Source organism: Pedobacter sp. UBA4863 (assembly GCF_002399615.1).
In the GTDB taxonomy this organism is placed as follows: domain Bacteria; phylum Bacteroidota; class Bacteroidia; order Sphingobacteriales; family Sphingobacteriaceae; genus Pedobacter.
The window spans coordinates 1-23,295 of the sequence record NZ_DHDZ01000021.1; the positions used below are offsets into that span (position 1 = coordinate 1).

Sequence of the window (23,295 nt, forward strand, 5' to 3'; positions counted from 1 at the left end):
GCCAAAATTTCGGAGGCCGTTAGGGCATGCTTGGGAACGGTTGGTTGGTTGGTTGGTTGGTTGGTTGGTTGGTTGGAGCAAAGAACAAGGAACAAAGAGCAAGGAGGGGGTTGTTGTTCGTTCTTCGTTGCTAGTTGTTGGTGCTTTTATTTGGGTTGGCTTCTTGCTTGTGTGTGCGTATTTAACGTAAATGCAATGTCCAGCTAGGTCTTTTTTCCAAAATCTCGAAAGCCGGTAGGACCTGCTTAGGAGCGGTGGTGTTTGAGGTTAAGAATAGGCTGCTTTGTTTGTGAGTTTTTTGGGAGTTTAAAACGCTGGAAATAAAATTGATAGCTTATTGCTTACAACAACCTCCTTAAAAAAGCTAGTTTTTCTTTATATTTGACATTTATGCTTTGTCTGTAGTGTCCTAGCGAAATCCATATTTATTTGTATGCCTCTTAAAAATTACCAGCTTACCACACTATCATCAATACTGGTAATTGTTTCGCTATTTTATTTACAGCCATTACTTTCTTTAGTGGCTTTGGTGCCGTTAATGTATGCCATTAAGCAACAGAATTTGATACAAACTGGCCGAAGCGTTGTACTATTTGCAACTATATTTAGTCTGTTTTTTTTTGCCTGGCTGCCCCAAAGTGCCAAATTATTTGGCAACAATATGGGTTATGGGCTACTGGCATCTGTTGTGGGCTTAATGTTTATGGTGCTTTACTTTGCAGTACTTATTACCTCAACTAATAAATTAGCTAAACAAAAACCAACCGGGGTTAGGATTTTAATTTTGGCGAGCCTAACCATCATTTTTGAATATGCTAAAGACGCTGCTTTTTATGATATGCCATGGCTTGATTTTCACTTTGGCAACGCTTTAATGGGCAGTGTTTATACCATTCAGTTTGCGGAGTTTGGAGGCATATACCTACTTAGCTTTATGGTTATCGTAATTAACGGCCTTATTGCAGAAGCTATTGTCAAACCTAAACTGCGCAGGTGGGCGTTAGGGTGCGTTGCATTTTTTCTATGCTGTAATTTAGGTATTTACCATTATCGCAGTGCCGTCACAAGTAACAGCGCACCTATTAGTCTAAACTTACTTACCGCTAACATAAAGCCAGGCGTAAACTGGGAATATGAAGGCAATGCTATTGTACAAAATCTATTATCGCTCAATAAAAGTGCAGCCAGGTCTCCTGCAAATTTTAACGTTTGGACAGAAAGTGTTGTGCCATGGACTTACCAGCCCAATGATGATTTTATAAAGTTATTGCTCAATGAAAATCAACCGTCGGGAGCTATTACGCTATTAGGTATTAATACAGCGGTTAACAAAGATAAAGTATTTGATAGTGCTTATTTACTTAATCCAAATGGGAAAATTTTAGGCACTTACCATAAAAATAAGCCTTTAGCTATTCTCGAAAAACCCAAATTCGGTTTATTATTAAACGCAAGAGATTTACCCAGCGTACAGCCTAGCCAAATAAGCGAAGTAATGACAACGCCTTTGGCTAAAATAGGCGTGTACATCTGTAATGAAGCAACCATAGCAAGTACCGCTATTAAATTAGTAAACGGTGGAGCCGATTTTTTAATAAACATTAGCAACGATGCGTGGTTTAGCAATACTTATATCGTTAAACAACATTTCTACTACAACAAACTTAGAGCCGTATCGCTTAGGCGAGATGTGGTAGTTAACAGTAATTTAGGCTACAAAGGCAGTATAGCTGCCAATGGCGATACAAACCTTTATGCAGCCAGCCAGCAACCCGAAATGAATAGCGTATCGGTAGTAAAACGATTTGATGTTACGCTTTATGCCAACTTCCCTTACTTACCACTTATTTTATCAAGCATTTTATTATTAACCCTTATATTTTTTAGAAGATGAAAAAACGATTACTATTATTATTACTGTGTTTAGGATTTACGCAGATGACCTTTGCCACTTTTACTTCGGCAAATTGGCGGTGGCGTAACGACGATGGTGATGAAACAACGGCAACTTGGAAAGCTGCAGAAAATGCACCTATAGCAATCACTGACCGCGATGCTACCATTAGGTTAAGAGTAGAATGGGTTAACACTAATGCCTCCAGCAATGTGTCTAGTGATATTTCGATATACTATGGCACTGATCCAAATCAAATAAATACATCAATAACAAACGAAGCTGGTCAACATTTTATGTTGGTAAATAGCACAGCGGCCCCACATGGTACGGCCACAACTAGGTTGCTTACTGGGCACAGCAATTACACAAGTTATGCTTTTATTGCAGGACAAATAATTGGTAATACAAGTAACAGTAGATACGACATACCGGCACAAAACAAAACAGAATATGAATTTGTAATTAAACCCACGGCAAATATTGAACCTGGTAAAACCTATTATTTTGCATTTAGTTGGGGCAGTCAACTTGGTGGTGCCATTAATGGTCCTTCTTTAACGGTATCGGCAACTTTACCAGTTAAGCTAGCTGACTTTAATGCACAAAAAAATAATGGTGGTGTATTACTAATGTGGAAAACCGAGAGCGAAATTAATAACGATAGGTTTGAAGTGCAGCGCAGTAGCGATGGTAAGCAATGGAACGTATTAGCTAAAGTTTTAGGCAAAGGCACTGCAGCCAGCTACCAGCAGCAAGACCTAAAACCGTTAGTTGGTAATAATTACTACCGCTTAGCACAGTACGATACCAATGGTACACTAGATTATTCGCCGGTACAGCTGGTTAATTTTAGTTTAGCGCATACGGCGATAAACATTTATCCAAATCCGGCAACAACAAAACTAAACATAGCAGTACCTGATTTTAAAGGCAAAAATCTAAACCTAAGCTTAAATAATTTAGCTGGTAAAACGGTAGCAAGTGCTACAGTCATAGTAAATGAGCAAAAAGCCGAGTATATTTTATCTAAAGGCTTAGCCACTGGCACCTACATCATAGTTCTAACAGCCGATGGCTTTAATTATAGCCAAAAGATTAGCATACGGTAATTAACTTAAACATATCTGAATGCTCCGAATTTTAAAATCGGGGCATTTGTTGTTTTTTACTTGGTTGATGGTTGCGTTCATCAAACCGTCTTTGCGAGTTTACGAAGCAATCTCATTAGCCTCATACCGATAAATCGGCACAGGTTAGCCGTGGTGGCCTATAAACTTTGTCTTGATACAAAGTTTAACAAAAATCAAGGCTACCGATAAATCGGTACAGGTTGCCGATATTTTGTTGTAAATCCTCAAACTTGACTTTTATTGCGCAAGAAAGGATGAGCGTTGTGATTAGTGCTTTTATTGGGGTTGGTGTAACGCTCTATTTTCTTGCTTGTGTGTGCGTGTTTAACGTAAATGCAATGTCGAGTTTGGTCTTTCCTGCCAAAATTTCGGAGGCCGGGAGGCGTACTTGGGAACGGTTGGGGGTTATTGGTTGGTTGGTTGGTTGGTTGGTTTTTTCGTTTGTGGTTGCTTTAATAGTTGCGTCTTTTCGACTGCCTGTAAGGAGGAGAAATCTAGCTTTTGGAGGTTGTTTACATTATTTATGAAGTTTAGGGATGTTTGAAGTCATTTGTTTAATTATGGTTTATTGCTAAATTAGCGGTATACTGATAAACTATATACTTTTTATGACAAACGCTCCAATTAGTAACCTGCTAAGTCAGGTTAAGTAAAGATAAATTAATTCTTATAAGCCCAAGCGGACGCTTGAGCTAGAGTGGGGGAAGCAAAAACAAGAAGAAGAAAAGAAATGACAAAAGTAATTGCAACGATAGGTTTGGTTGTCGCTATAATATTAGTTAGGTATGCGATAAATTATAAGGATGAAGGAACGGCTGGTTATTTGACTAGAATTAGATTGGTTGGGTCTGCTGTCTTGATTACAATAGGCTCTATAGCCTTGTTTTCTACAGATAAACCATTTTGCGAGCTTTTCCCTGTATTCTGTAAATGAGGAGGATGAAAATCTCGTTTGCCTAGTTTGGCGCAAGTCTTGAGAATTGGGATTGAGGATGTGGGATGACTTGTATTTATTAGCATTTGTTTTGCTATAATTTGTTTTTTATTTTAGTTGAAGAATAAGCACAAGTCTGGTATTTGGCTCGGTAGCTCTAGCACTAAGACTTGCGCTAAAGAGGGTAGAAAAAAGAAATGCCGCTGGCATGCAATGGCATTTAATATAATTAGTCTAAATTATTATCCTAGATGTTATTTTTCCTCGAAAGCAGATTGAGATTTTTTACCCAACCTTTGACTCGCTTTTTGTAAGTCTTGAATTTTAATTTCTCCACTGGCCAATTCCAAAAGTTCTTTTTGCAAATTTAATTTGGAAATGAATTTAATTAAAGCCGATTTATTTTCTTTTGAGCCAGTAAAGTTCAGTTTCAAATATTGCTCTATAAAGTCGGAAAAAGAATTTAATAAAGCTTCTTTCTTAGATATATAAGAATGGCTCTTGTAACTACCTTGTACAATAAAAGAGAATAAGTGAAATGAAAAATGACCATAAAATTCCTATTCGTTCATACCAATGTGAAGTTTGCGGAGGTTTTCATTTAACCTCAAAATCTCTATCTTGAAACAATCTTTTTCCAATACAATTCAGTAGCTCTAAGCATTACAAATTCATTTTTGGCATCTCCATGCCCTTTTATTGGTAGTATTTTAAAATCGTCAATATTTTTCACCAATTGTCTTTATTAAATCAGAATATTCTAAATCTCTATGAGACGCTTAATGTTCAAATTGAAATCGGTATCATCTTTGAATTTCTGAATAACAGATAGGTAAGATTTGCTAAAATTAGGTCTAAGATTATTTGAAATATAGGCCAGTTTATTGGGATATAGATTTATATCATTGTTGTTTGTAAAATGCACAATGGTCTTATTTATCTGATCTAGACCTTTGGTTACCCAACCACCAGACTTCCTGTTCTTTAGTTCAACAAATAAAATTGATTCTGGATAGGTAAGCATGCCGTCACATTTATTGTCATTTTCTCCATCAGAACGAAGAATACCATCTATGCAATGATCTATCGCAGTAAATGTAACGTGTATACCTTTAGGATTGCTAACTTCTGCAATCCATATAGCAGGATCTACATCGTCAACATAAGCAGGTGTTTCATTTGGAAAGACATCATCGTCATCGCACAGCCCAAACTGTATATTATTTGTTGTTGTTTGGCAACTCGCCTTAAAAAAATCTATCGACATAAATCCTCTAATTCTAATAGTTTACTGAATAAATCATTACCCTCTTCTAAATATTTCATTTAGATAATTATCATCTGATGGCAGCCCTTTATAGGTTTCTAATATTTTGATGCTTCCATCTTCATTCAGTTCATACACTATTGATCCAGCCGAATCAACTATAGACTTTAATGGTACTACTTCATTAAGACGCTCCTCAAGTTCTTCTTGTTTTGACTGTTGAATTTTAAGATAAACATCATATGCTTTAATACATAAGGTAAAATAATTGATTATGTAAGGACTGTGAGTAGTTAATACCAGACTATTACCCTCTGCTTCATTGGCAAATTCTATAAGTTTAAATAATATCTGCTTTTGAGATGATGGAAACAAGTTTTGTTCAATTTCCTCTACGATATTTAAAAATGAATCATTTTTAAATTTATCTGAGAGCAATTTTAAAGCGGCTTCTTTAAATTCTTCAGATAATCGAGGATTAGTTACAATCTTTTCAATCTCATCTTTTAGCCTTCTTTGTTCCGCTGTACTCATTTCACTCTTCGAATTGTCTTTTTCTCTGCCTAAAGATTGGGCAAGATTTTTTGAGACTAAAAATAAGGGCACATATGATTGAAAGCCACTTGATGCTTCGGACAATCTTAAGCTATAATTTTTTCCAACAATTCTGGTAATTTTGTTTGATTTGTTATATTCAAGTTTTACGTTGCCAACAGGCAATACTAATGATCCAGATAATTCTTGCAAAGACCTTTGCATTTCTTCCCAAAACGTGGAAAGGGACTTTGGAAGTCCTTTGAGTTTATCTGGATAGTCAACCGCACTTAAGAAATTTCTTTCTGCAGGTACATACATTATTTTCGGAACTTTATAGCTAGTAGCTTGAAACTCCGCATTTATATGACGACCAACGTCAAATTTGTTGTTCCTAAACTCAAAATTATATATTTCTCCCCTATACGAAATTTCTGTGCTATCTGTAAAATAGTTCTTTAAATTTTGATAATTGCAGTACTCCTTTACAAAACGATTATAACTTGTTACATAACTTGCTTTAATATCGCCCCCCCTCTGGTTTAAGTCTTCCGTAGGGGGACTTAAATCTTATTATGAAGAACTAGGACTTAGTCCGAAATATTAGCGGAACAGAAAAATTATAGCAAAGCCCGACAGAGATACAGTACCCCAAAAAGTTAGAGGCTTATTTTTACGGGTACAATCCGTATATTTAAACCATGAAAACCTCCATAGCGCATCTTCCAGAAAACAAACAACAAGAAATAAAAGATATTCTTGAAATTATAAGGGAAGAGGCTAATCCTGTAAAGGTGATTTTGTTTGGTAGCCATGCCACGGGCAATTGGGTAGAAGATGAATATGTAGAGGACGGTGTTCGTTTCAGTTACATCAGCGATTATGATTTTTTGGTGGTGATTAAAAGGGGCGAAGAAAAGGAGCAGGCCATTATTAGCCATATAGAAAACCGCACCAACCATTTTAGTAACGCGGTAAGCCCAATTGTACATGATATTGATTACATCAATGATGGTTTGCGCTTTGGACAATATTTCTTTACCGATATTATTAATGAAGGTGTTTTGTTGTATGATACCAACCAATATACCTTTGATAAGCCAAAAAAATTAACACCATTAGAAGAAAAACAAAAGGCACAGGGCTATTTTGATATATGGTTTCCGCAAGGAAAAGAATTTTTAATAGATGCAGAAAATGCCTATAAGCGAGATGGTTTTCGGAATGGAACATTTTATTTACATCAAGCTACTGAATGTTTCTACAGTGCTATTTTATTGGTTTATACCGGCTATAAGCCCAAAACGCATAACCTGCAAAAGTTGCGTAACTACGCTAAGCATATTTCGGTAGAGCTTTATCATATTTTCCGTACGCCTATATTGGATGAACATGAGTTCCATCTCTTCGATCTGCTAAAGCGAGGATACATAGATGCAAGGTATAAACTGGATTACGTTATTACCGAAACAGAGCTAAAAGAACTGATTGATAAGGTAGAAAGCATGCAGGTTTTGGTAAGACGGCTATGTACCGAAAAGATTGCTTCCTATAAATAGACTACTATGGATTTAACACCTGCTAATTCTGAATATCAACAACTTATTGGACAAATTTCTACCACCTATAACGAAGGCAGAAATAGAGCTGCACAAGCGGTAAATACGCAATTAGTTGAAACCTATTGGGCAATAGGACGCTATATCGTAGAGTTTGAGCAGGGAGGTTCCAATAAAGCTAAATATGGAAAATCATTGATAAATCATCTTGCCGAAGATTTATCTACAATGCATGGTAAGGGGTTTAGTAGAAGTAACCTTATTTATATGAGGCTCTTTTATCTCGAATATCCAATAAGTGAGAAGCCTTCTCACTTATTGAGTTGGTCGCATTATGTAGAACTTCTAAAAATAGATGATAAACTGGAAAGGAAGTTCTATGAACAGCAATCTGTTATAGAGAAATGGTCTATTCCCGAACTTAAACGTCAGAAAAAGGCATCCTTGTTTTTACGTCTTGCAGCTTCTAAAGACAAGGAGGGTATTTTACAATTGGCAAAACAGGGCATTAGTGTTTTACAACCCGACGATATCATTCGCGATCCCTATGTACTCGATTTCCTTAAAATACCCGAACTGCACCATTATAGCGAAGCCGAATTGGAAGGACGTATTATTGAGCACCTACAGAATTTTCTTTTAGAACTGGGCAAGGGTTTTGCCTTTGTAGGCAGGCAATATCGTATTACCTTGGGCAATAGACACCATTATGTAGATCTGGTCTTTTACCACCGTATTCTTAAATGCTTTGTATTGATAGACCTTAAGAAAGAAGAGGCCGGCTACCAAGATGTGGGACAGATGAACATGTACCTCGGCTACTTTGAAAACGAAGAAAATACAGAAGGCGATAACCCACCTATTGGCATTGTGTTGGCCAAACAAAAAGACGATCTGCTAATTCAATATGCCATGCACAACGTTTCATCGCAATTATTTGTAAGCAAATACCAATTATACCTGCCAAATAGGGAAGAATTAAAAGCGGTAATAGAGCAGCAGCTGAATAATTATTAAACGCCTATTTCAAAGGGTTTTTAGGCAAAAAATCTCTTGGAGAGAGACCAAAATGATCCGCTAGTTTATTGATATGTTTCAAGTTGTACTTTGCTATATGAGATGAGCTTTCAACATTTCCAATAAAAGATGGCTTAACGTCTAATATATAGGCAATATCTTCTTGGCGTAACTTCTTATTTATACGAAGCTCCCTTACAAAATCAATTACATATTGCTCAATCTCTTCCAATGCCTTTTTGCTTGCTACTAAATAATTGAAATGCGGGCTAATAAATTACACATATATGTGAGAATTGTTGGGCTTTTATGTTTAGTGTGAATATGCCTTACCCGTTTTGGCATCGCGGATAATTGCATTTGCCAGGAAAAGGAGTTTGTCCTTAATCGAGGGTTCGAGTTCTTCGATCTCATCCCCCTCTGGTTTAAGTGTTCGCTTTTTAGCGGTCACTTAAATCTAAAATGAAAACCAAGGACTTGGTCCGAAATATTAGCAGAACAGGGAATTATAGCGAAGTTCAGCTTTGTAGAAATTACTGAGCTTCTTTATGTTATTTAAAGTAAATAATAAACTAAAAATTGTGGTAAACGAGCCCAAGCAAGTAAAAATAAATTAGCTTTATAAGCCTAAGCGGACGCTGGCGCCAGAGGGCGTGCTTGGAACGGTTGGGGGTTGTTATTCGTTTACAGTTGCTTTAATAGTTGCGTCATTTCGACTGCCTGTTCCGAGTATTCGGAAAGCTGCAAGGAGGAGAAATCTAAGTTTTTGCTATAATAAAACTTATATTGTGCACTATTACGGTCTGGAGACCTTGGTTTTTAAAATGGATTTAAGTGACCCTGCGGAACACTTAAACCAAGGGAGGGTTGGAGAATATCTAGTGAAGAAATAAGTAAGGATTTTTCTTATAGCTATAGCAACAAAGGTTTTCCGAAATATCTTACAAAAACTATTGAAGCTATTAATGTTGAATAGAAGATGCTAAGCAGGATTAAAATTTTGCAAATATAAAAGCCTTCACTTATATTGCATTTATCTGAATATCTCAAGCTCGATCCTCTCAATTTATAGTTCTGTATTAAACAAAACAATTAATTAATGTTTAAATTATGGGAAAAAAAATAACTACCGCTTCCAATGTCGATATCGCTACTATGAACCCAGACGATACTAGAATAGAAAATAATGATAGTCCTAAGACTGCGAAGGATAAAGAAATAGACTCGTTCGATGTTATTAGAAAATTAGTAGATTCATATAGTTCTGATGGAGATTCGTCATTAGTTCCAGAGTTTAACAAAATTTTTAAAGCATACATAAATCAGGAATTTGACAAGTCAAGCTTAAAAGATAAATATGATTTAATTATCCTATACGACGATACAACAATGTTAAAAAGTGATGCAGATAAAATTTATAATGCTGTAACTACCTTTAATAAAAAAAAGCCCGTACTAATGATTTTATTATCAAATGGTGGGGTTCCTGGTTCGGCATATTTGATTGGAAAGTTATGTCGTGAGTATTCAAGTGATAGATTTGTTATTTCAATACCAAGACAAGCTAAATCTGCCGCTACATTACTGTGTTGTGCTGCGGATGAAATTCATATGGGTAGCCTTAGCGAACTAGGTCCTATTGATCCTCAAATAAATGGATTGCCAGCTTTAGGTCTTAAAAATTCTATAGAGCATATATCAGAGATTGTATCAGAGAACCCAGGGTCTTCTCAAATGTTCGCAAAATATCTGCAATTATCAATTGAACCTATACAGATTGGTTACTATGAAAGGGCTGCTGAATCAGCCATGCAATATGCAGAAAACTTGTTAAATACACATTCTTATAATCTTCCAAAGCCATCTGAAGAAATAGCATTTGAGCTTGTTTATAAGTATAAAGATCATGGATATGTTATTGATAAGTCAGAGGCTGTAAAAATATTGGGAGATCAAATCATAAAAAATAATACTCCAGAATATGAGTTTGGAAATTCCATTTATCAGTTTCTGCAAAGAGCTTCGCGTGTTTCGGATATGATTAACCATAAATTCTATTTTATTGGTGGTTTGGAATCAGAGCCTACGCTGTTGGAGAAAAAGAATTAAGGTTAGAGTTTGGGATACGAAAGGTAATATATTGAGAGTAGTAGTAGACGATATGGGTAGGTATTTACTTCTATCAATGGTGGTGTTATCACCGTTATCGTTTGTGTGTGATATGTTAGGTTTGTAACTGTTCAACAAAATTCGAAAGTTAGAACGTAGTTTAACAAAAAGATTATAAGATTAAATAGTGTCTATTACTTTTAATATTTTATGTCTAAATGTTAATAACTTTGCCTATTATTAAAACTTTACAATCTCTAACTTCCTTATAGTTGTATATTTAAATGATGATGAACAACAACATAAAGTTTTCTGCTTTTGAATATCTAGTCTCAAAGCTATGCGACTGGTATTTTGAAAATAATGGTGATAATCTCAGTAATGACCTTTCAAAATTAAAAATTACAAAGCTTTTATTTTTTACTGCTGCTATTTCATCGAATCGGAACGAAGAAGGACTGTTGTCGATATTCAATAACTTTGTTGCTCTTCCTTACGGACATGTAGAAAGTGATGTTTATGAAAATATGGATGATTCTGTTTGTTATTCTATAACTAAAAACGGTTTAATTTTAAAAAGCAGAGCACACATAAATGAAATTAATCTTTCATTTGAAATTAAAATGCAAATTGACGAAGCAATTTCTAAGTTAAAAGCTGTAAACTGTAAATTAATTAATTATAAGGCATTCGATTTAGTAGATATTAGTCACAAATGGTCATCTTGGAAGATGATGTATTCTTTGGCGAGGAAAAATGGAAAATATTCAATGAAGATTCCTAAAGAAATGATTATGACAGAGCTTAAAACTTTTGTCATCTGATAAAATATGATTCATTTAAATAACGCTTATTCGTCTCTTTCGGCAAATCTTACTGACCAATGGCTTTCTAATTTAATCTCCTTCGTTAATCCTCAATTATCAGAAGAGGTGAACATTGCTATCCTGGAGCAGGAAATTCTAACCAAACTAGAACCTTTGTTAGCAAATGTTTTTGACGATTTAAATAAATCCATTATTGAAGGTGAGTATTCGGAGAATATCGGGGGAGCAAAGCTGAACCTAGATAATATCGACAATTATATAACGTTACGAGCAAATTTTGATATAACGGGGCATTTAATACTTACTGCGGCAAGCCAAGATATCTTTACAAATAGATTTCTTTCACTTATCAGAACTGCTGTTAAAGATTATAAGAAACTGCTAGAAATAGTTGAGAGAAGTCTGAAGTTTGAACCCGAAATTGAAACGCTGTTTCATCTTTATAAAAGGGATGAAAGTATTGGAGACGTTAATTCACAAAAAGACCTTAGGCTTTTCAAAATAAATGTACAAGTTGCCTTAATTGATCATGGTTTTAGTTTTAATAATGAGACTTTTAGAAGGCTCGTGATGTTTAGCCATACGCTTTCAGACATCGCTAGCGTAGGCTCAATATCAGATATTTTAAAAAAGAAATGTAATTTTCTCATAAGTAAGCTTGCACATCGCCTAGATACCGATAAGACAATTAGGTATGCGATTGATTTCCAATATCAATCTCTACCCACTAATAATGCACCAGAATTTGATTATTATACCACAATTATAAATGGGCACTATGATGAGCTGACACAAACTAATGAATTTAAAAATAGGTATAAAACTGCACTTGCTGCGTTTGAAGCCTCGCAACCATTGGATTTTGATCAATGCCATTCTCTTATAAAATACTTTAAAGATATTAAGCCTAATTTAAAGAAATTGAAAAAATTAGGCAGCTTGTATGAAAGCTTTTATAATTCAATAGCTCCAAGTACTGATTTCGACAAAAAGACTCATGATCTTCTATATTGTTACCTTGAAAACAATATATTGTCACTAGAGTTGGATGAAAATCAATTTAATCTAGACAACTGGGAGGAGAAGTTTAATAAATATACAAATAGGGCAGACGCCTTAAAAAACAGCAACTTTTTTCCTTATTTTAAAATTCTTGATAAATTTTTAGGGAAGGAAATTATAAATCTATTCTCTGATGAAGAGATGATGATTTCAAGTATAGATAAGCTACTAAGGTTTTATGAAGGAAATTTAGATAGATTAAAGAAGAATTTTAATATCTGTCAAGAAATCAATTATTTACCATTTCAACTCGACTTAAAAAGTTGTCGGACTATAGTGTCGGATATGCATGGTATAAGTTGGAATTGTTTTATCGCGTCATCCTTTGTTTTACCGATGGATTATAGTTATTGGAGCAAGAAAATTGAAAATTATAATTCTGAATTATTGAAGTTTAAAACAATGAGAGATCTTCATGTGGCTATGAAAAAAGATAAGGAAGAAATTAATCGTATTAAGGATAAGCTTTCTGAAACTGATAAAAGACACATTGAGATATTATCAATTTTTGCGGCAATAGTTATGTTTGTATCGGGAGAGATTCAAATCTTTTCAAAGATTACCAATATTAATGATGCTGTAGTATTTACACTTTTCTTTGCATTTAGTATTGGTGTTTTTGTGGTTTTAATATGGTTTGTTACACGCCCTACATCGATTAGTTTAAAAAGATTACCCATAACGCATAAAATTTTAGTTGGATTATTTCTAAGTGGCTTCGTAGGTGCTGGAGGATACTTGTATTTCGACAGGAAAGACCTAACTACAAAGCATGTAAATTTAGATAATCAAATAGATCAGGCTAAGAAGCAACTTAAATTAGATTCGATAAATTTAGAACGTAAGAAATATAAAATGGGTAAGTAAATAAACTTGCTATCATTTTTGTTTAGCTATTCTTACTATAAACAAAATTACCTTTCTTACTGGGTGTGGTTCTATTTTGATTTTCTGCTCTTGGCAGCCAAAGCTTCTTGTTCTGCAAAGGTGTTTAGTTTGACATTTTTATAAATTGTCTTAGCCATATCACCAGGCTCAACGTCTAGAGCAAGTGCTATCAAGTATAATTCTTCTCCAGAAAGCTTAGTACTCGGGTCATTACTTAGTAGGCTTAGACGAGATTCTGTAATACTTGTTTTCCTATAAATTTCTGCTTTGTTAGCAGATTTTAGTATTAAATATTTTCCAAGTTCTGTAAGCTCCGATTTCTTTTTCACCGTTGAATTTTTTTATAAACATAGCCTCTTGTATATGAGAAACGGAACTATTTTGTTTTTCATGTTATTTTTTAAAGATAACTTTAGATAATCTAAAGAATGTTTTGTATATTTACATGATTAGTTGTTTTTTAAACAAACAAATTTTTTAGATAAAGACTAACGAACCTCGTAACCGGAATCTGGTAAATTAAGTGTGCGAGCGTAAGTGATGCGTTAAAGTCCTACCTTTGTAGGATAGGGCTGCGCATTCGCTTATGTCTAACTGCACACTAGTCATTCTTTTGGAATGATAAAGCTGAAAGCTGAACTTGTTCAGTAAGTAGGCGGGCTTACCAGAGCCTCGGTTGCTGTTGGATGCGAATGCCAGCCCTATTTTACAGGTATTTCGTCCTTAGGCTCGTTAACAATCAAACGAGCATGGAAAGAAAGAAACTAACGCTATTTTCAAGAGCCCAGCCACCACAAGGCTTGCGCCAGCTATTGGTATTTTCTTTTTGCACACACAAACCCCAATTGTTTTATCCTTTTAACAGGCTGTTTGCCCTAAAGCCTAAAAACCCGGTTTAGTTTGTGTTGCAACCTGCCGCTTATCTTCAAACATTTAGGTTAATTAATTAATGGCGGCAGGTTTAGTTTTTCTATCAACCAACTAACTAAACTTATTAAAATGAAATTCAAAAAAATAACGCTTTTAGGCGTGCTGGGCTTGCCATGCCCAAATACAAGCTATATACAAGGTATTAAGCAAATACACCAAGCCATTACCATAGTGCCTAAATTAAACTATAAGGCAAAGCGCTATACTGGAGGTATTTTGTTGTGGTGCTTACTATGTAGTGCTTCTATAGCACTAGCACAGCCCAACTTTGATAAAGCCAAAACGATTTCCGATAAAACAGTAGCTAATTCTCCCGAAATAACTTCGGGAGCAAGAGGTGCGGCTCCTTTAAAAGTAGGGGATAAGCTGCCCGAAAGCTTTTGGCAACAAGAGCATACCGTTTATGCCAATGGCAAAACAACTATACAAACACTAGAGCAATACAAAGGCAAATTGCTCATTTTAGATTTTTGGGGGCGTTATTGCGTCCCTTGCATAGAAGCGCTTCCCAAATTGTCGCAACTGGGCGAGGAATTTAAAGAAGAGGTCAAAATCTTATCCATTAGTGATTTTGATAGCGAACAAAGCCTAAAACAGGGGTTAAGCAGGTTCGGACTTGCCAAGCTTAATCTCGATTTTGGTTTACATTCGGCCTGGCTCAAAAAGATCTTCCCTCATAAACGTATTCCTCATGTAGTTTGGATTTACGATAACCGGATAATAGCATGTACCGATGGGGATTATGTAGACGAAAAACAACTTAAGGCGGTACTTGCTGATGCGGCGTATGCGCTACAAATGCCCCAGAAAAATGATTTTGAGGCGAATGTTCCCATAATAACAATATTCAAAAGTAAGTTAACCAGATACCAAAATATTGGACCGAGTTCAAATGGTATAAACTTTAACAAGTTTACAGGGCAGAAAAGTTTTGTTGTTTACAATGCCAGTATATTATCGCTGATAAGACTTTCGCTAGAGTTTAAAACTATTGTAGATCTCGGTTATTTTGATCTTAAGGTGAATGATATTGGACAGTTTTATTTCACTGACGGCTATTATAGCGACTGGGAAAAACTAAATACCTATTGTTACGAGGCAAGCTTTCCCAATCATTTGAGCGATGATCAAATAAAACATGCGGTTATGGAAGATCTATCGAAATGGCTCAAACTAATGGGATTGGAATATGCGTTGGTAAAAAATGTTGATAATGCCAGAAAAATAGGGATTAAGGTTAAGCAAGTGGAGGGTTGGTTGCATGAGTAGCGTATTAAAATATCTCAAACCATTGTTGTGGGCTATCTTGTTTTTGCTCCATTCAGAGGTCTACCCGCAACAGGTCAAAATGTTTAGCATAAAGGTATTGGATGATAATGGCCAAGCTTTAGAAGGGGTCAATGTTGCCATTAATAACATTAGGTATGGCAAAACAAATCGTTTGGGTCAATTTACATTGTCCAAAGTGAAAATTGGGGATACGCTGAAGTTAAGCCATATTAGTTTTGAGCAGTTTACCCATGCTATCACTGAAAGGGAGTTGTCTGGTAAGCTGATGGCTACCTACGTTATGCAGCATAGTAATAGTTCTTTGGCAGAAGTCCAGATTGTAAATACTGGCTATGAAAAAATGGCCAAAGAGCGTGTTACAGGTTCTTTTACCTTGGTAGAGAAACAACTGTACGAGGTACAGGTGAGCACAAATGCATTAGAACGTTTAGCCAATATTAGTAACGGTGTTACTGGAGCTGCCGAGCGTATTGGAGCTCTTCAAAATGGAACCCTTCTTGTAAGGGGATTAAGCACATTTACACTTGACAACCAAAAACCATTGGTTATAGTAAATGATTTTGAATATCTGGGTAGCTTGGAAAACATTAACCCCAACGATATTGAAAATATAACTATTCTGAAAGATGCAGCCGCCAGTTCTATTTGGGGCACAAGGGCAGCCAATGGTGTAATCGTAATTAGCACAAAAAAGGCCAAGCTGGGGCAGGCATTAAAAATAGGTGTTAACATCAACATGAATATACTCGCCAAGCCAAATCTGAATTACTTTCAGACTATAGCCCCCAATGATCTTATTGAGCTCGAGCGATTTTTGTTCGGTCAACGGTATCGTTTTGCGGATACCAGTAGGAGTACCCATCCACCATTTTCTGCCGCTTATGAGTTAATGTTTGCCGAAAAAGCTGGAAAAATCACCAAACAGCAGCTTGAGGAGCAATTGGCCTTGCTCAAGGCAACAGATGTAAGGGATGAATTTACAAAGCATTTTTATGAAGATGGTTTAAACCAACAGTATTCGCTCAATATAGGAAAAGGTGGAAACAATGGTAGTTCGCATCTGTCAACCGGCCTTGACCATAATGTTAGTAACCTTGCCGTAGGCTTTCAACGTAAAACACTACGCTACAATCAAAATGTCAAAGTGTTTAAAAATCTGCAATTGTCAACGGATTTATCTTGGACAAAAAGTAGCTCAGCGTCGGGAAAACCTGCTTATGGCAGCATTAATCCCAATAATGCCAGTTTGCCCGTATACACAGCATTTGAAAACCAAGACGGGAAGCCTATTCCTTTATATACCCATTACAGACAAGGCTATATTGATGGGCTGGGGAATGGTAAATTGCTCGACTGGCGTTTTTTTCCTTTAACAGATTGGCAATATATTCCAACCAGAACAAGTACCAGCGATCTTAACGCTGCCATCGGATTGAATTATCAACTGCCGTTTGGATTAACCATTGATGCAAAATATAGACACCAGTTTCAAAACAGTTCTGCCTTTACCAACTACGGTTTAGAGAGTTTTTTTACCAGGAACCTGATCAACAGTGCCTCACAGATCAATAGTAGCGGTAATATCACCTACCGTATACCAATGGGAACAATCAGAGATGTGTCTGAGCGCAATATGAATGGCAGAAATTTAAGGGCACAACTCGGATACAATAAAACCTATGGTAAACATCAAATTAGTGGCATACTGGGAACCGAGCTAAGTGAACAGGTAACTGAGGGGAGAAAAGACAGGTTATATGGTTATGATGAAGATATTTTGAGCTACGTTAATGTTGATTTTACTACACCATATACCGTTTTGGCAACGGGAGGCAATAGCTTTATAAATGATGGAAAAGGATTTAGTAGGCAGGCTAATAGGTTTATATCGGCTTATGGAAATGCCAGCTACACTTACATGGATCGCTATAGCCTTAGCGCAAGTGCCAGAAGAGATGCTTCCAATGCCTTTGGTGTGGCTACTAATCAGCGTTGGAAACCCTTATGGTCGCTAGGTTTTGCATGGAATATCAAAAACATGGATTGGTTAAGACAAAAGAGCTGGTTAAATACCCTAAAATTGCGTAGTACTTATGGCAAACAGGGAAATGTAGATCCCAGACAGGTAGCCATAACTACTATTGGATATACGGGCACAAATCCATTTTTACAATCGGGTATAGCTAGGGTCGAAAACTATCCAAATCCAGATCTACGGTGGGAAGAGGTAAGCATGTGGAATTTCGGATTGGATTATGGTTTTTTTGGAGGTAAGATTACGGGAAGCTTTGAATATTATACCAAACATCTGAATGATTTATATGCTTCGGTACCTATAGATCGTACCACGGGAATTACTTCTGGAAGTGTTACACGGAACATTGGGAAGGGACAAAGTGCTGGAATGGATTTCATGATAAGGGGGAACTATAAGTTTGGGCAGCTAGGGCTGCAGCACGATTTGATTTTTAATACTTATGCAGATCGGATTGTAAACCTTAGGGACCAGCCGGCATTAGCTAATTCAGCATTGACCAATGGTATTATTCTGGTAAAGGACTATCCTATATCATCAATTTTCTCCTACCGTTGGGCTGGATTGGATCCCGCTAATGGTAATCCTAGGGGCTACATTAATGATGAAGTTAGTTCCAATTACAATGCATTGGTAGGACAAACTAAGTTTTCAGATGTAGTTTTTGAAGGCACGCTGATGCCCAAAACTTTTGGTTCAGTTGGTTCGGGTGTTACATGGAAGCAGTTATCTTTTAACATAAGGTTCAGTTATAAGCTAAATTATTTTTTTAGAAGACAATCAGTTAACTACAACAATTTGATTAGCCAACTCAATGGCCATGCTGATTATGCTAAAAGATGGCAGAATACAGGTGATGAACGGTATACAGATGTACCTTCATTTACCTACCCAGCTATTGCAAATAGGGAAACTTTCTATCAAAATGCAGAACCTTTAATAACCAAGGGCAACCACCTTCGTTTGCAGTTTATCAATTTTTCATATACACTAAATAACATTGGCGGTAGTTTCCTATCAGCAAAAAACCTTACGCTATTTGCTACAGCAAGTAATCTTGGGATATTGTGGGCTGCCAATAAATTCGGTATCGATCCCGACTATGGCAATTTACCTCCAAGTAGGCAGTACGCATTTGGACTAAAAATAAATTATTAATTCTTATCATAGAAATTATGAAAAAAAATGCAAGATATGGACTTTGCTGTCTGATCATGATTTTAATGCTGTGCGGCATATCCGGTTGCGAGAAATATCTTCAGGAAAAGCCAGATGTAAAGTTGGCCACTCCATCTAGAATTGCCGATCTACAGGCATTGTTGGACAATAGAACAACCTTAAATGAACGTGAGCCTACCGCTGTACTCACCGTAGCCGACGGCTACTCTCTCAGCCAACAGAATTACATGGCTCTTGAAGAAAGCGATAGGAACAAGTACACTTGGGCACCGGCAAACCAGTTTACACCCGGAGGGAACAATGATTGGGTACTTGTTTATGGACAGGTATATACAGCCAACGTAGTATTGGATTATTTGCCAGAGCTAATCTCGATCAATATCAGTCAAACTAATGATGTAAAGGGGCAGGCACTGCTCATTCGCTCAAAGGCATTTTTACAGGCCATGACCATTTGGGCTATGCCTTATCATCCATCTACGTCGACAACAGAATTGGGTGTGCCGCTAAGATTGAATACAAATTTCAATATACCTTCGGTTAGGGCGAGTGTGGAACAATGTTATCAGCAGATCATAAAAGATCTGAAAGAAAGCGCTTCACTATTGCCTGCCGTTTCAGTTCATCCATTACGTCCTTCGAAACCCGCAGCCTATGGTTTTTTGGCTCGAGCTTTTTTGGCTATGGGCAAGGCCGATAGTTGTTTGAAATATTCAGATCTGGCTTTGGGCTACAAAAATGTATTGTTGGATTATAATGGCGACAGTGGTATTAATGCGGCCGCACAATATCCTTTTGCACGGTTTAATGCGGAGGTAGTATATGATACTTATATGGGGCATCCTTTATCTATAAGTAGTGGCATTATTGATCCGGCGCTTTATGCTTCCTACCAAGATAATGATTTACGTAAACAGTTGTTTTTTAGAGGAGCAGGGATAATAGGCTATTTTAAGGGGTCGTATGAAGGTACATTTAATCTTTTTAATGGTATAGCTACAGATGAATTATGGCTGATGAAGGCTGAAAGTAGTGCCAGAATAGGTAAAGTAGCAGAGGCAGTTACAGCCATTAATACGTTATTGATAAAACGCTACAGAACTGGAACCTATATGCCGTTGGTAACAAGTGATGCTGATATTGCGTTAGATTTTATTTTGAAGGAGAGACGAAAACAGCTTGTTTTTAGGGGGCTAAGGTGGATGGATATGAGACGGTTTGGTGTAGAGGGAAAAGGTCAATTAACCAAAAGAACTGTAAACGATAGAGAGTATGTACTGACCCAAAGAGATAGGGCTTTTGCACTCGCTATACCGGAAGACATCATTTTAGTCTCGGGAATGCAGCAGAATATGCGATGAAAAAGGGAGCCCAATTTGGGCTCCCTTTTACTTAACTTTTCTCATAGAGGATATTTTGGGGATCTTCTACGAAGTCTTTTACTTCGTCTGTTCCTGTTAAGCTATCGAAATATTCTTCCAATTGCTCTAGCGGTGTACCATTTCCACTTAATAGATTCTCATCAATTTGCAGTACACATACTTTCCCAGATCCAGGACAGTCTTCCGGTTCTTCGGTAGGCTCCCAATTCGTAATTTCCCTGTATGCTTCGTCAGTAGTAGCACTGCTATTGTACCTAAAATGGATCATTTCACCTTTTTTCGGTTTAAAAGCACTCATTGTAAATACCAGGCCGAACGCCAATACCAGCGCTGCAAGGCCAAAAATTAATTTTTTTAAGTTATTGCTCATCATTATGCATCCTTTTATAAGTAGCAAAAAGGAAGAAAAACTTTATATTTATATATGCTGTTAGTGTTTGTCTTTTAGCAGACCTCGCTGAAGGCCTTTGTACCACCAATATTTGGGCCTTCCTTTCCCGAATAGCCGGTAGGGGCTATTCGGGTTAATCGGGAAAGTGCTAAACTTACAATGGTGTACCACCTTTTTAACCACTCTCTTTGGGGCGTAGGTACTAATACATGGGTTGCCAAGGATATTCAACTTTAGCAGGCTCCCCAAAAAGTAAAGGCTAGGGGTAAGCAGCAGTGCCAAAGCGGCAAGCATAAGCTGCAAATTAAATTTGCAGGTCATAGTTGTAAAAATTGCTGTACCCAACGTTTTCATTTCTTTTTGTTTTAATGTATTTATCCTAAACACCAGCAGCGCTGCCTTGGCACCACCTGCCCTCAACATTCGTACTTTATCGTAGCACGCCACGCAGCCCAGTGCATTAACCAATTGCCCAATAAGCAATGCCTTTAAAATGGTTGAGATAAAATTACGGCGAGCAAAAATGAAACAGGGGGGTGCTTTATGCTTCGTTTAAAGCCCTTTAAAGGCACAAGGGGGGTGATTGCCCAAATAAGCACAGGGCTAAAATATGCGTCATGGCATTTTTTAGGGTGTTTTTTACAAACAAAGGGGGGTCGCCAATGGCAACCCCCATAAATTGAAAATAGTGTAGGCTCACTGCCAAATAAGGTTTGGCTGCTGCGGTTTGCCTTAATGCGCCAAGGTAGTTGCGTGCAACAATTAAACTTTGAGGGCGTAAGGAACATGAGCGGTACAAAAAGCACTGGCATTGCCAAGCACTAAAGGCGGCCTTATTGGATTCTGCAGCAGTAGGCGGTTAAACGTGTGTATGAAAACTAGTCTAGCACTGGTAAGAAATTAGGCAGCCGTGTATGGGGCTAAGAAGAGAAAGGGTCTTCTGATTTCGCTGTTAACGTTTAGCTAGCCTAATGCAAAGAAGGCAATACAGTCTTGATGTTATGCCCAATTAGTTTATATTTTTAATAGGTAGGCATGCTTTCGCTAAAGCTCAGGTTCCTTCTTTTTTATCAAGAAAAAAGAAGATGCCCCTCTGGCATAGAGGAGAAAAAATAAAAACTTAAAAGCAAACCGTATAAGCCACAACCGAAAATTGTAGTAGGGAAGTTACTAAAGAACTTGCAGATGCTTCGACTACTTGTCCCGATAAGTCGGGAAGCTCAGCACGACAAGCAAGAACGAGAGTATCCTTAACCCGAACTAACTTAATCCTCGCTTCCTACTAAATTACAAATCAAAATCAGCAACAAGTCTTTCCTGTATCCTTCGGTTACGCTGGTAAAGCTTGGTAGCGGCATGGTTAAGCTGTAGCTTATCAAACTTGGTAAGCGAATGTGGCGAGATATCCTTGGCTTCCTTGCTCTGTACATGTTGGCAAATGGCAGTGGCCGCTTCCTTTTTGGTTTTGTAGTTGTACAGTCCATCTTCATACAAGTAATGAAAAAATAGGCTCAGTTCGTGTACACTACTGTTACAGCTAATTTTGTTTGTGTTTGCGGTTTGGCCTAAACGCATCTTTTCCATAAAATGCTCTGTATAGAGGCTAATCTCGTTCAGTAGTAAATTTTTTAGGCTGTCGTTTTCTGTTTGATAGTTCAAATTAGGTATTAGCTGTAGCTGCGTTAGCCAAACTTTTAGCTCGTGCAGTAAATGGTGTACCTGTACAGGGTCCTTTATTTTGGCTAGTTGTGTTTTTGCTTCCTGCGCCAAAAATTTATAAATTCCCATGTGGTTTAAATTGTATTTGATGAGCAATTGTTTTAAGCGGCGCTCCCAATCTTTCTTACGCTGATCTGCTGCCAGCAGTTGCAGTTGCTTAATGAAAATGGATAGGTAAGTTTCTTGCCCATAGCAGCAGCAGGGATACCTGTTTTCCTTAAACAGATCTCGTAGCGCTTTAAATAATTGATAAACAAAGGCCTCGCTAATCTGCTTATCGTTAAGCTGCACTTGTAGCGGTTTAAGGTCGGCATCGAGTTTAGCTTTGAGCTGCTGTAGCCGATATAGGGGTAGCGCTTGGCTATGGCGCAGCAGGCTTGTATAGTTTGCCATGAGGTGATCTAGCAATTGTTGGATCGTGCTTTGCGCATTTTTAACCGCAGTATTTGCCGGTTTGGCGAGCCAAAGCTCGTTGGCAATGGCGCACAGCTGGCCCAAACAGCGGTTAAATTCTTCCTTAAGCTTTTGGCTTTGCGAATTTTTTTGGTAGGCTCTATAAAGTATTACCCTAAATCCATTGCTTTCTACACTTAGGTTTTCGAGCAAATTGCTCGCTTCTTGGTTAGGAGTATGACTAAGCAGTAGCCTAACGTTGGTATATATAATTTGTATTGCGTTATTCATTTTTGTTTAAATATGGAGAGGCAATAGCCCATAGGACATCGCCGTGACGTTCGACAATAAATTTTGATTATTTGCTCCCTTGCCGCCAGAACAGCGGTTTTGGTTTCCCGAAGTAGGAGCGGGAAACACCACGGCTGGTTGGGTTATGAGCCCGTAACCGCAGTTTCAAAAATTAAGTTACGAATAATTTTTTAATTATCGGTCTTGTAGTCAGTAGTTTATATAATGTTTACAGCAAACAACAAACGAACAACAAAAAACAATCAACGTTTTAATATATCAAATAGGTGAGCCATACTGGTACCTACATTCTACTTTGTTTGGTAAAACAGCGGTTTTTGGTAAGTTGTAGCAAACACTTTTATGGGTTCTTCCCTATGGTTAGCGCAGTAAGTACACACTACTACCGAACTTTAAGCGAAGCCAAACCGAAGGAACATCGCTATAAGGTTACTATAAGG

At 37.2% G+C, this 23,295-nt stretch carries 19 protein-coding genes; 11 read left to right on the forward strand and 8 right to left on the reverse strand.

What is annotated here, in order from left to right; all coding sequences use genetic code 11:
• The 3 genes from B3I52_RS03605 to B3I52_RS03615 all read left to right on the forward strand — a co-directional run.
• On the forward strand, positions 1-190 hold a 190-nt coding region (locus tag B3I52_RS03605), incomplete at its 5' end, for a hypothetical protein (protein ID WP_293298840.1).
• A 243-nt stretch (positions 191-433) separates the two neighbouring features.
• Positions 434-1,894 carry an apolipoprotein N-acyltransferase gene (gene lnt, locus B3I52_RS03610; protein ID WP_293298843.1) on the forward strand — a complete coding sequence of 487 codons (1,461 nt, stop codon included), beginning with the start codon at positions 434-436 and terminating at the stop codon, positions 1,892-1,894.
• Entirely contained in the window at positions 1,891-3,006 is a 1,116-nt protein-coding gene (locus tag B3I52_RS03615; protein ID WP_293298846.1) for a T9SS type A sorting domain-containing protein, read from the forward strand. Before lnt ends, B3I52_RS03615 begins: the two co-directional genes overlap by 4 nt.
• A gap of 1,209 nt (positions 3,007-4,215) precedes the next feature.
• Here the strand turns inward: B3I52_RS03615 and B3I52_RS03620 are convergent.
• The 3 genes from B3I52_RS03620 to B3I52_RS03630 form a co-directional block, all read right to left on the reverse strand.
• Complete coding sequence (locus B3I52_RS03620) at positions 4,216-4,395, reverse strand: hypothetical protein (protein WP_293298849.1); 180 nt, start codon at positions 4,393-4,395, stop codon at positions 4,216-4,218.
• A 326-nt stretch (positions 4,396-4,721) separates the two neighbouring features.
• Positions 4,722-5,228 (reverse strand): hypothetical protein, encoded by a 507-nt coding sequence (locus B3I52_RS03625; protein WP_293298852.1) that lies wholly within the window; start codon positions 5,226-5,228, stop codon positions 4,722-4,724.
• A gap of 36 nt (positions 5,229-5,264) precedes the next feature.
• The gene (locus B3I52_RS03630; protein ID WP_293298855.1) at positions 5,265-6,083 is read right to left on the reverse strand and encodes an AAA family ATPase; all 819 of its coding nucleotides are present in this window, start codon (positions 6,081-6,083) and stop codon (positions 5,265-5,267) included.
• A gap of 380 nt (positions 6,084-6,463) precedes the next feature.
• On the opposite strand from B3I52_RS03630, the gene B3I52_RS03635 reads away from it, so the two are divergent.
• Together B3I52_RS03635 and B3I52_RS03640 are read left to right on the forward strand one after the other, a co-directional pair.
• A complete protein-coding gene (locus tag B3I52_RS03635; protein ID WP_293298858.1) occupies positions 6,464-7,321 on the forward strand; it encodes a HEPN domain-containing protein in 858 nt (285 codons plus the stop codon).
• Between the two features lie 6 nt (positions 7,322-7,327).
• Complete coding sequence (locus tag B3I52_RS03640) at positions 7,328-8,338, forward strand: PDDEXK nuclease domain-containing protein (protein ID WP_293298861.1); 1,011 nt, start codon at positions 7,328-7,330, stop codon at positions 8,336-8,338.
• A gap of 4 nt (positions 8,339-8,342) precedes the next feature.
• On the opposite strand, the gene B3I52_RS03645 is transcribed toward B3I52_RS03640, so the two are convergent.
• Complete coding sequence (locus B3I52_RS03645; protein WP_293298864.1) at positions 8,343-8,570, reverse strand: helix-turn-helix domain-containing protein; 228 nt, start codon at positions 8,568-8,570, stop codon at positions 8,343-8,345.
• Between the two features lie 878 nt (positions 8,571-9,448).
• Here B3I52_RS03645 and B3I52_RS03650 point away from each other — a divergent pair.
• The 3 genes from B3I52_RS03650 to B3I52_RS03660 all read left to right on the forward strand — a co-directional run bounded on the left by B3I52_RS03650 (position 9,449) and on the right by B3I52_RS03660 (position 13,203).
• Positions 9,449-10,447 (forward strand): SDH family Clp fold serine proteinase, encoded by a 999-nt coding sequence (locus tag B3I52_RS03650; RefSeq protein ID WP_293298867.1) that lies wholly within the window; start codon positions 9,449-9,451, stop codon positions 10,445-10,447.
• Between the two features lie 284 nt (positions 10,448-10,731).
• A complete protein-coding gene (locus B3I52_RS03655) occupies positions 10,732-11,271 on the forward strand; it encodes a type II toxin-antitoxin system antitoxin SocA domain-containing protein (protein WP_293298870.1) in 540 nt (179 codons plus the stop codon).
• A 6-nt stretch (positions 11,272-11,277) separates the two neighbouring features.
• Entirely contained in the window at positions 11,278-13,203 is a 1,926-nt protein-coding gene (locus B3I52_RS03660) for a hypothetical protein (protein ID WP_293298872.1), read from the forward strand.
• A 71-nt stretch (positions 13,204-13,274) separates the two neighbouring features.
• Here B3I52_RS03660 and B3I52_RS03665 read toward each other — a convergent pair whose 3' ends face one another.
• Positions 13,275-13,553, reverse strand: coding sequence for a helix-turn-helix domain-containing protein (locus tag B3I52_RS03665; protein WP_293298875.1), 279 nt, complete (start codon positions 13,551-13,553; stop codon positions 13,275-13,277).
• A gap of 670 nt (positions 13,554-14,223) precedes the next feature.
• On the opposite strand from B3I52_RS03665, the gene B3I52_RS03670 reads away from it, so the two are divergent.
• The 3 genes from B3I52_RS03670 to B3I52_RS03680 all read left to right on the forward strand — a co-directional run bounded on the left by B3I52_RS03670 (position 14,224) and on the right by B3I52_RS03680 (position 20,019).
• A complete protein-coding gene (locus tag B3I52_RS03670; protein ID WP_293298878.1) occupies positions 14,224-15,423 on the forward strand; it encodes a TlpA family protein disulfide reductase in 1,200 nt (399 codons plus the stop codon).
• 79 nt (positions 15,424-15,502) lie between these two features.
• Positions 15,503-18,637, forward strand: a complete 3,135-nt coding sequence (locus tag B3I52_RS03675; RefSeq protein WP_293298881.1) for a SusC/RagA family TonB-linked outer membrane protein — start codon at positions 15,503-15,505, stop codon at positions 18,635-18,637.
• 17 nt (positions 18,638-18,654) lie between these two features.
• On the forward strand, positions 18,655-20,019 hold the full coding sequence (locus B3I52_RS03680) for a RagB/SusD family nutrient uptake outer membrane protein (RefSeq protein WP_293298883.1): 1,365 nt from the start codon (positions 18,655-18,657) through the stop codon (positions 20,017-20,019).
• A gap of 31 nt (positions 20,020-20,050) precedes the next feature.
• On the opposite strand, the gene B3I52_RS03685 is transcribed toward B3I52_RS03680, so the two are convergent.
• The 3 genes from B3I52_RS03685 to B3I52_RS03695 form a co-directional block, all read right to left on the reverse strand.
• Positions 20,051-20,413, reverse strand: coding sequence for a hypothetical protein (locus B3I52_RS03685; protein ID WP_293298886.1), 363 nt, complete (start codon positions 20,411-20,413; stop codon positions 20,051-20,053).
• Positions 20,414-20,470: 57 nt separating this feature from the next.
• On the reverse strand, positions 20,471-20,914 hold the full coding sequence (locus B3I52_RS03690) for a hypothetical protein (protein WP_293298889.1): 444 nt from the start codon (positions 20,912-20,914) through the stop codon (positions 20,471-20,473).
• Between the two features lie 804 nt (positions 20,915-21,718).
• The gene (locus tag B3I52_RS03695) at positions 21,719-22,834 is read right to left on the reverse strand and encodes a hypothetical protein (RefSeq protein WP_293298892.1); all 1,116 of its coding nucleotides are present in this window, start codon (positions 22,832-22,834) and stop codon (positions 21,719-21,721) included.
• Positions 22,835-23,295: the final 461 nt, after the last annotated feature.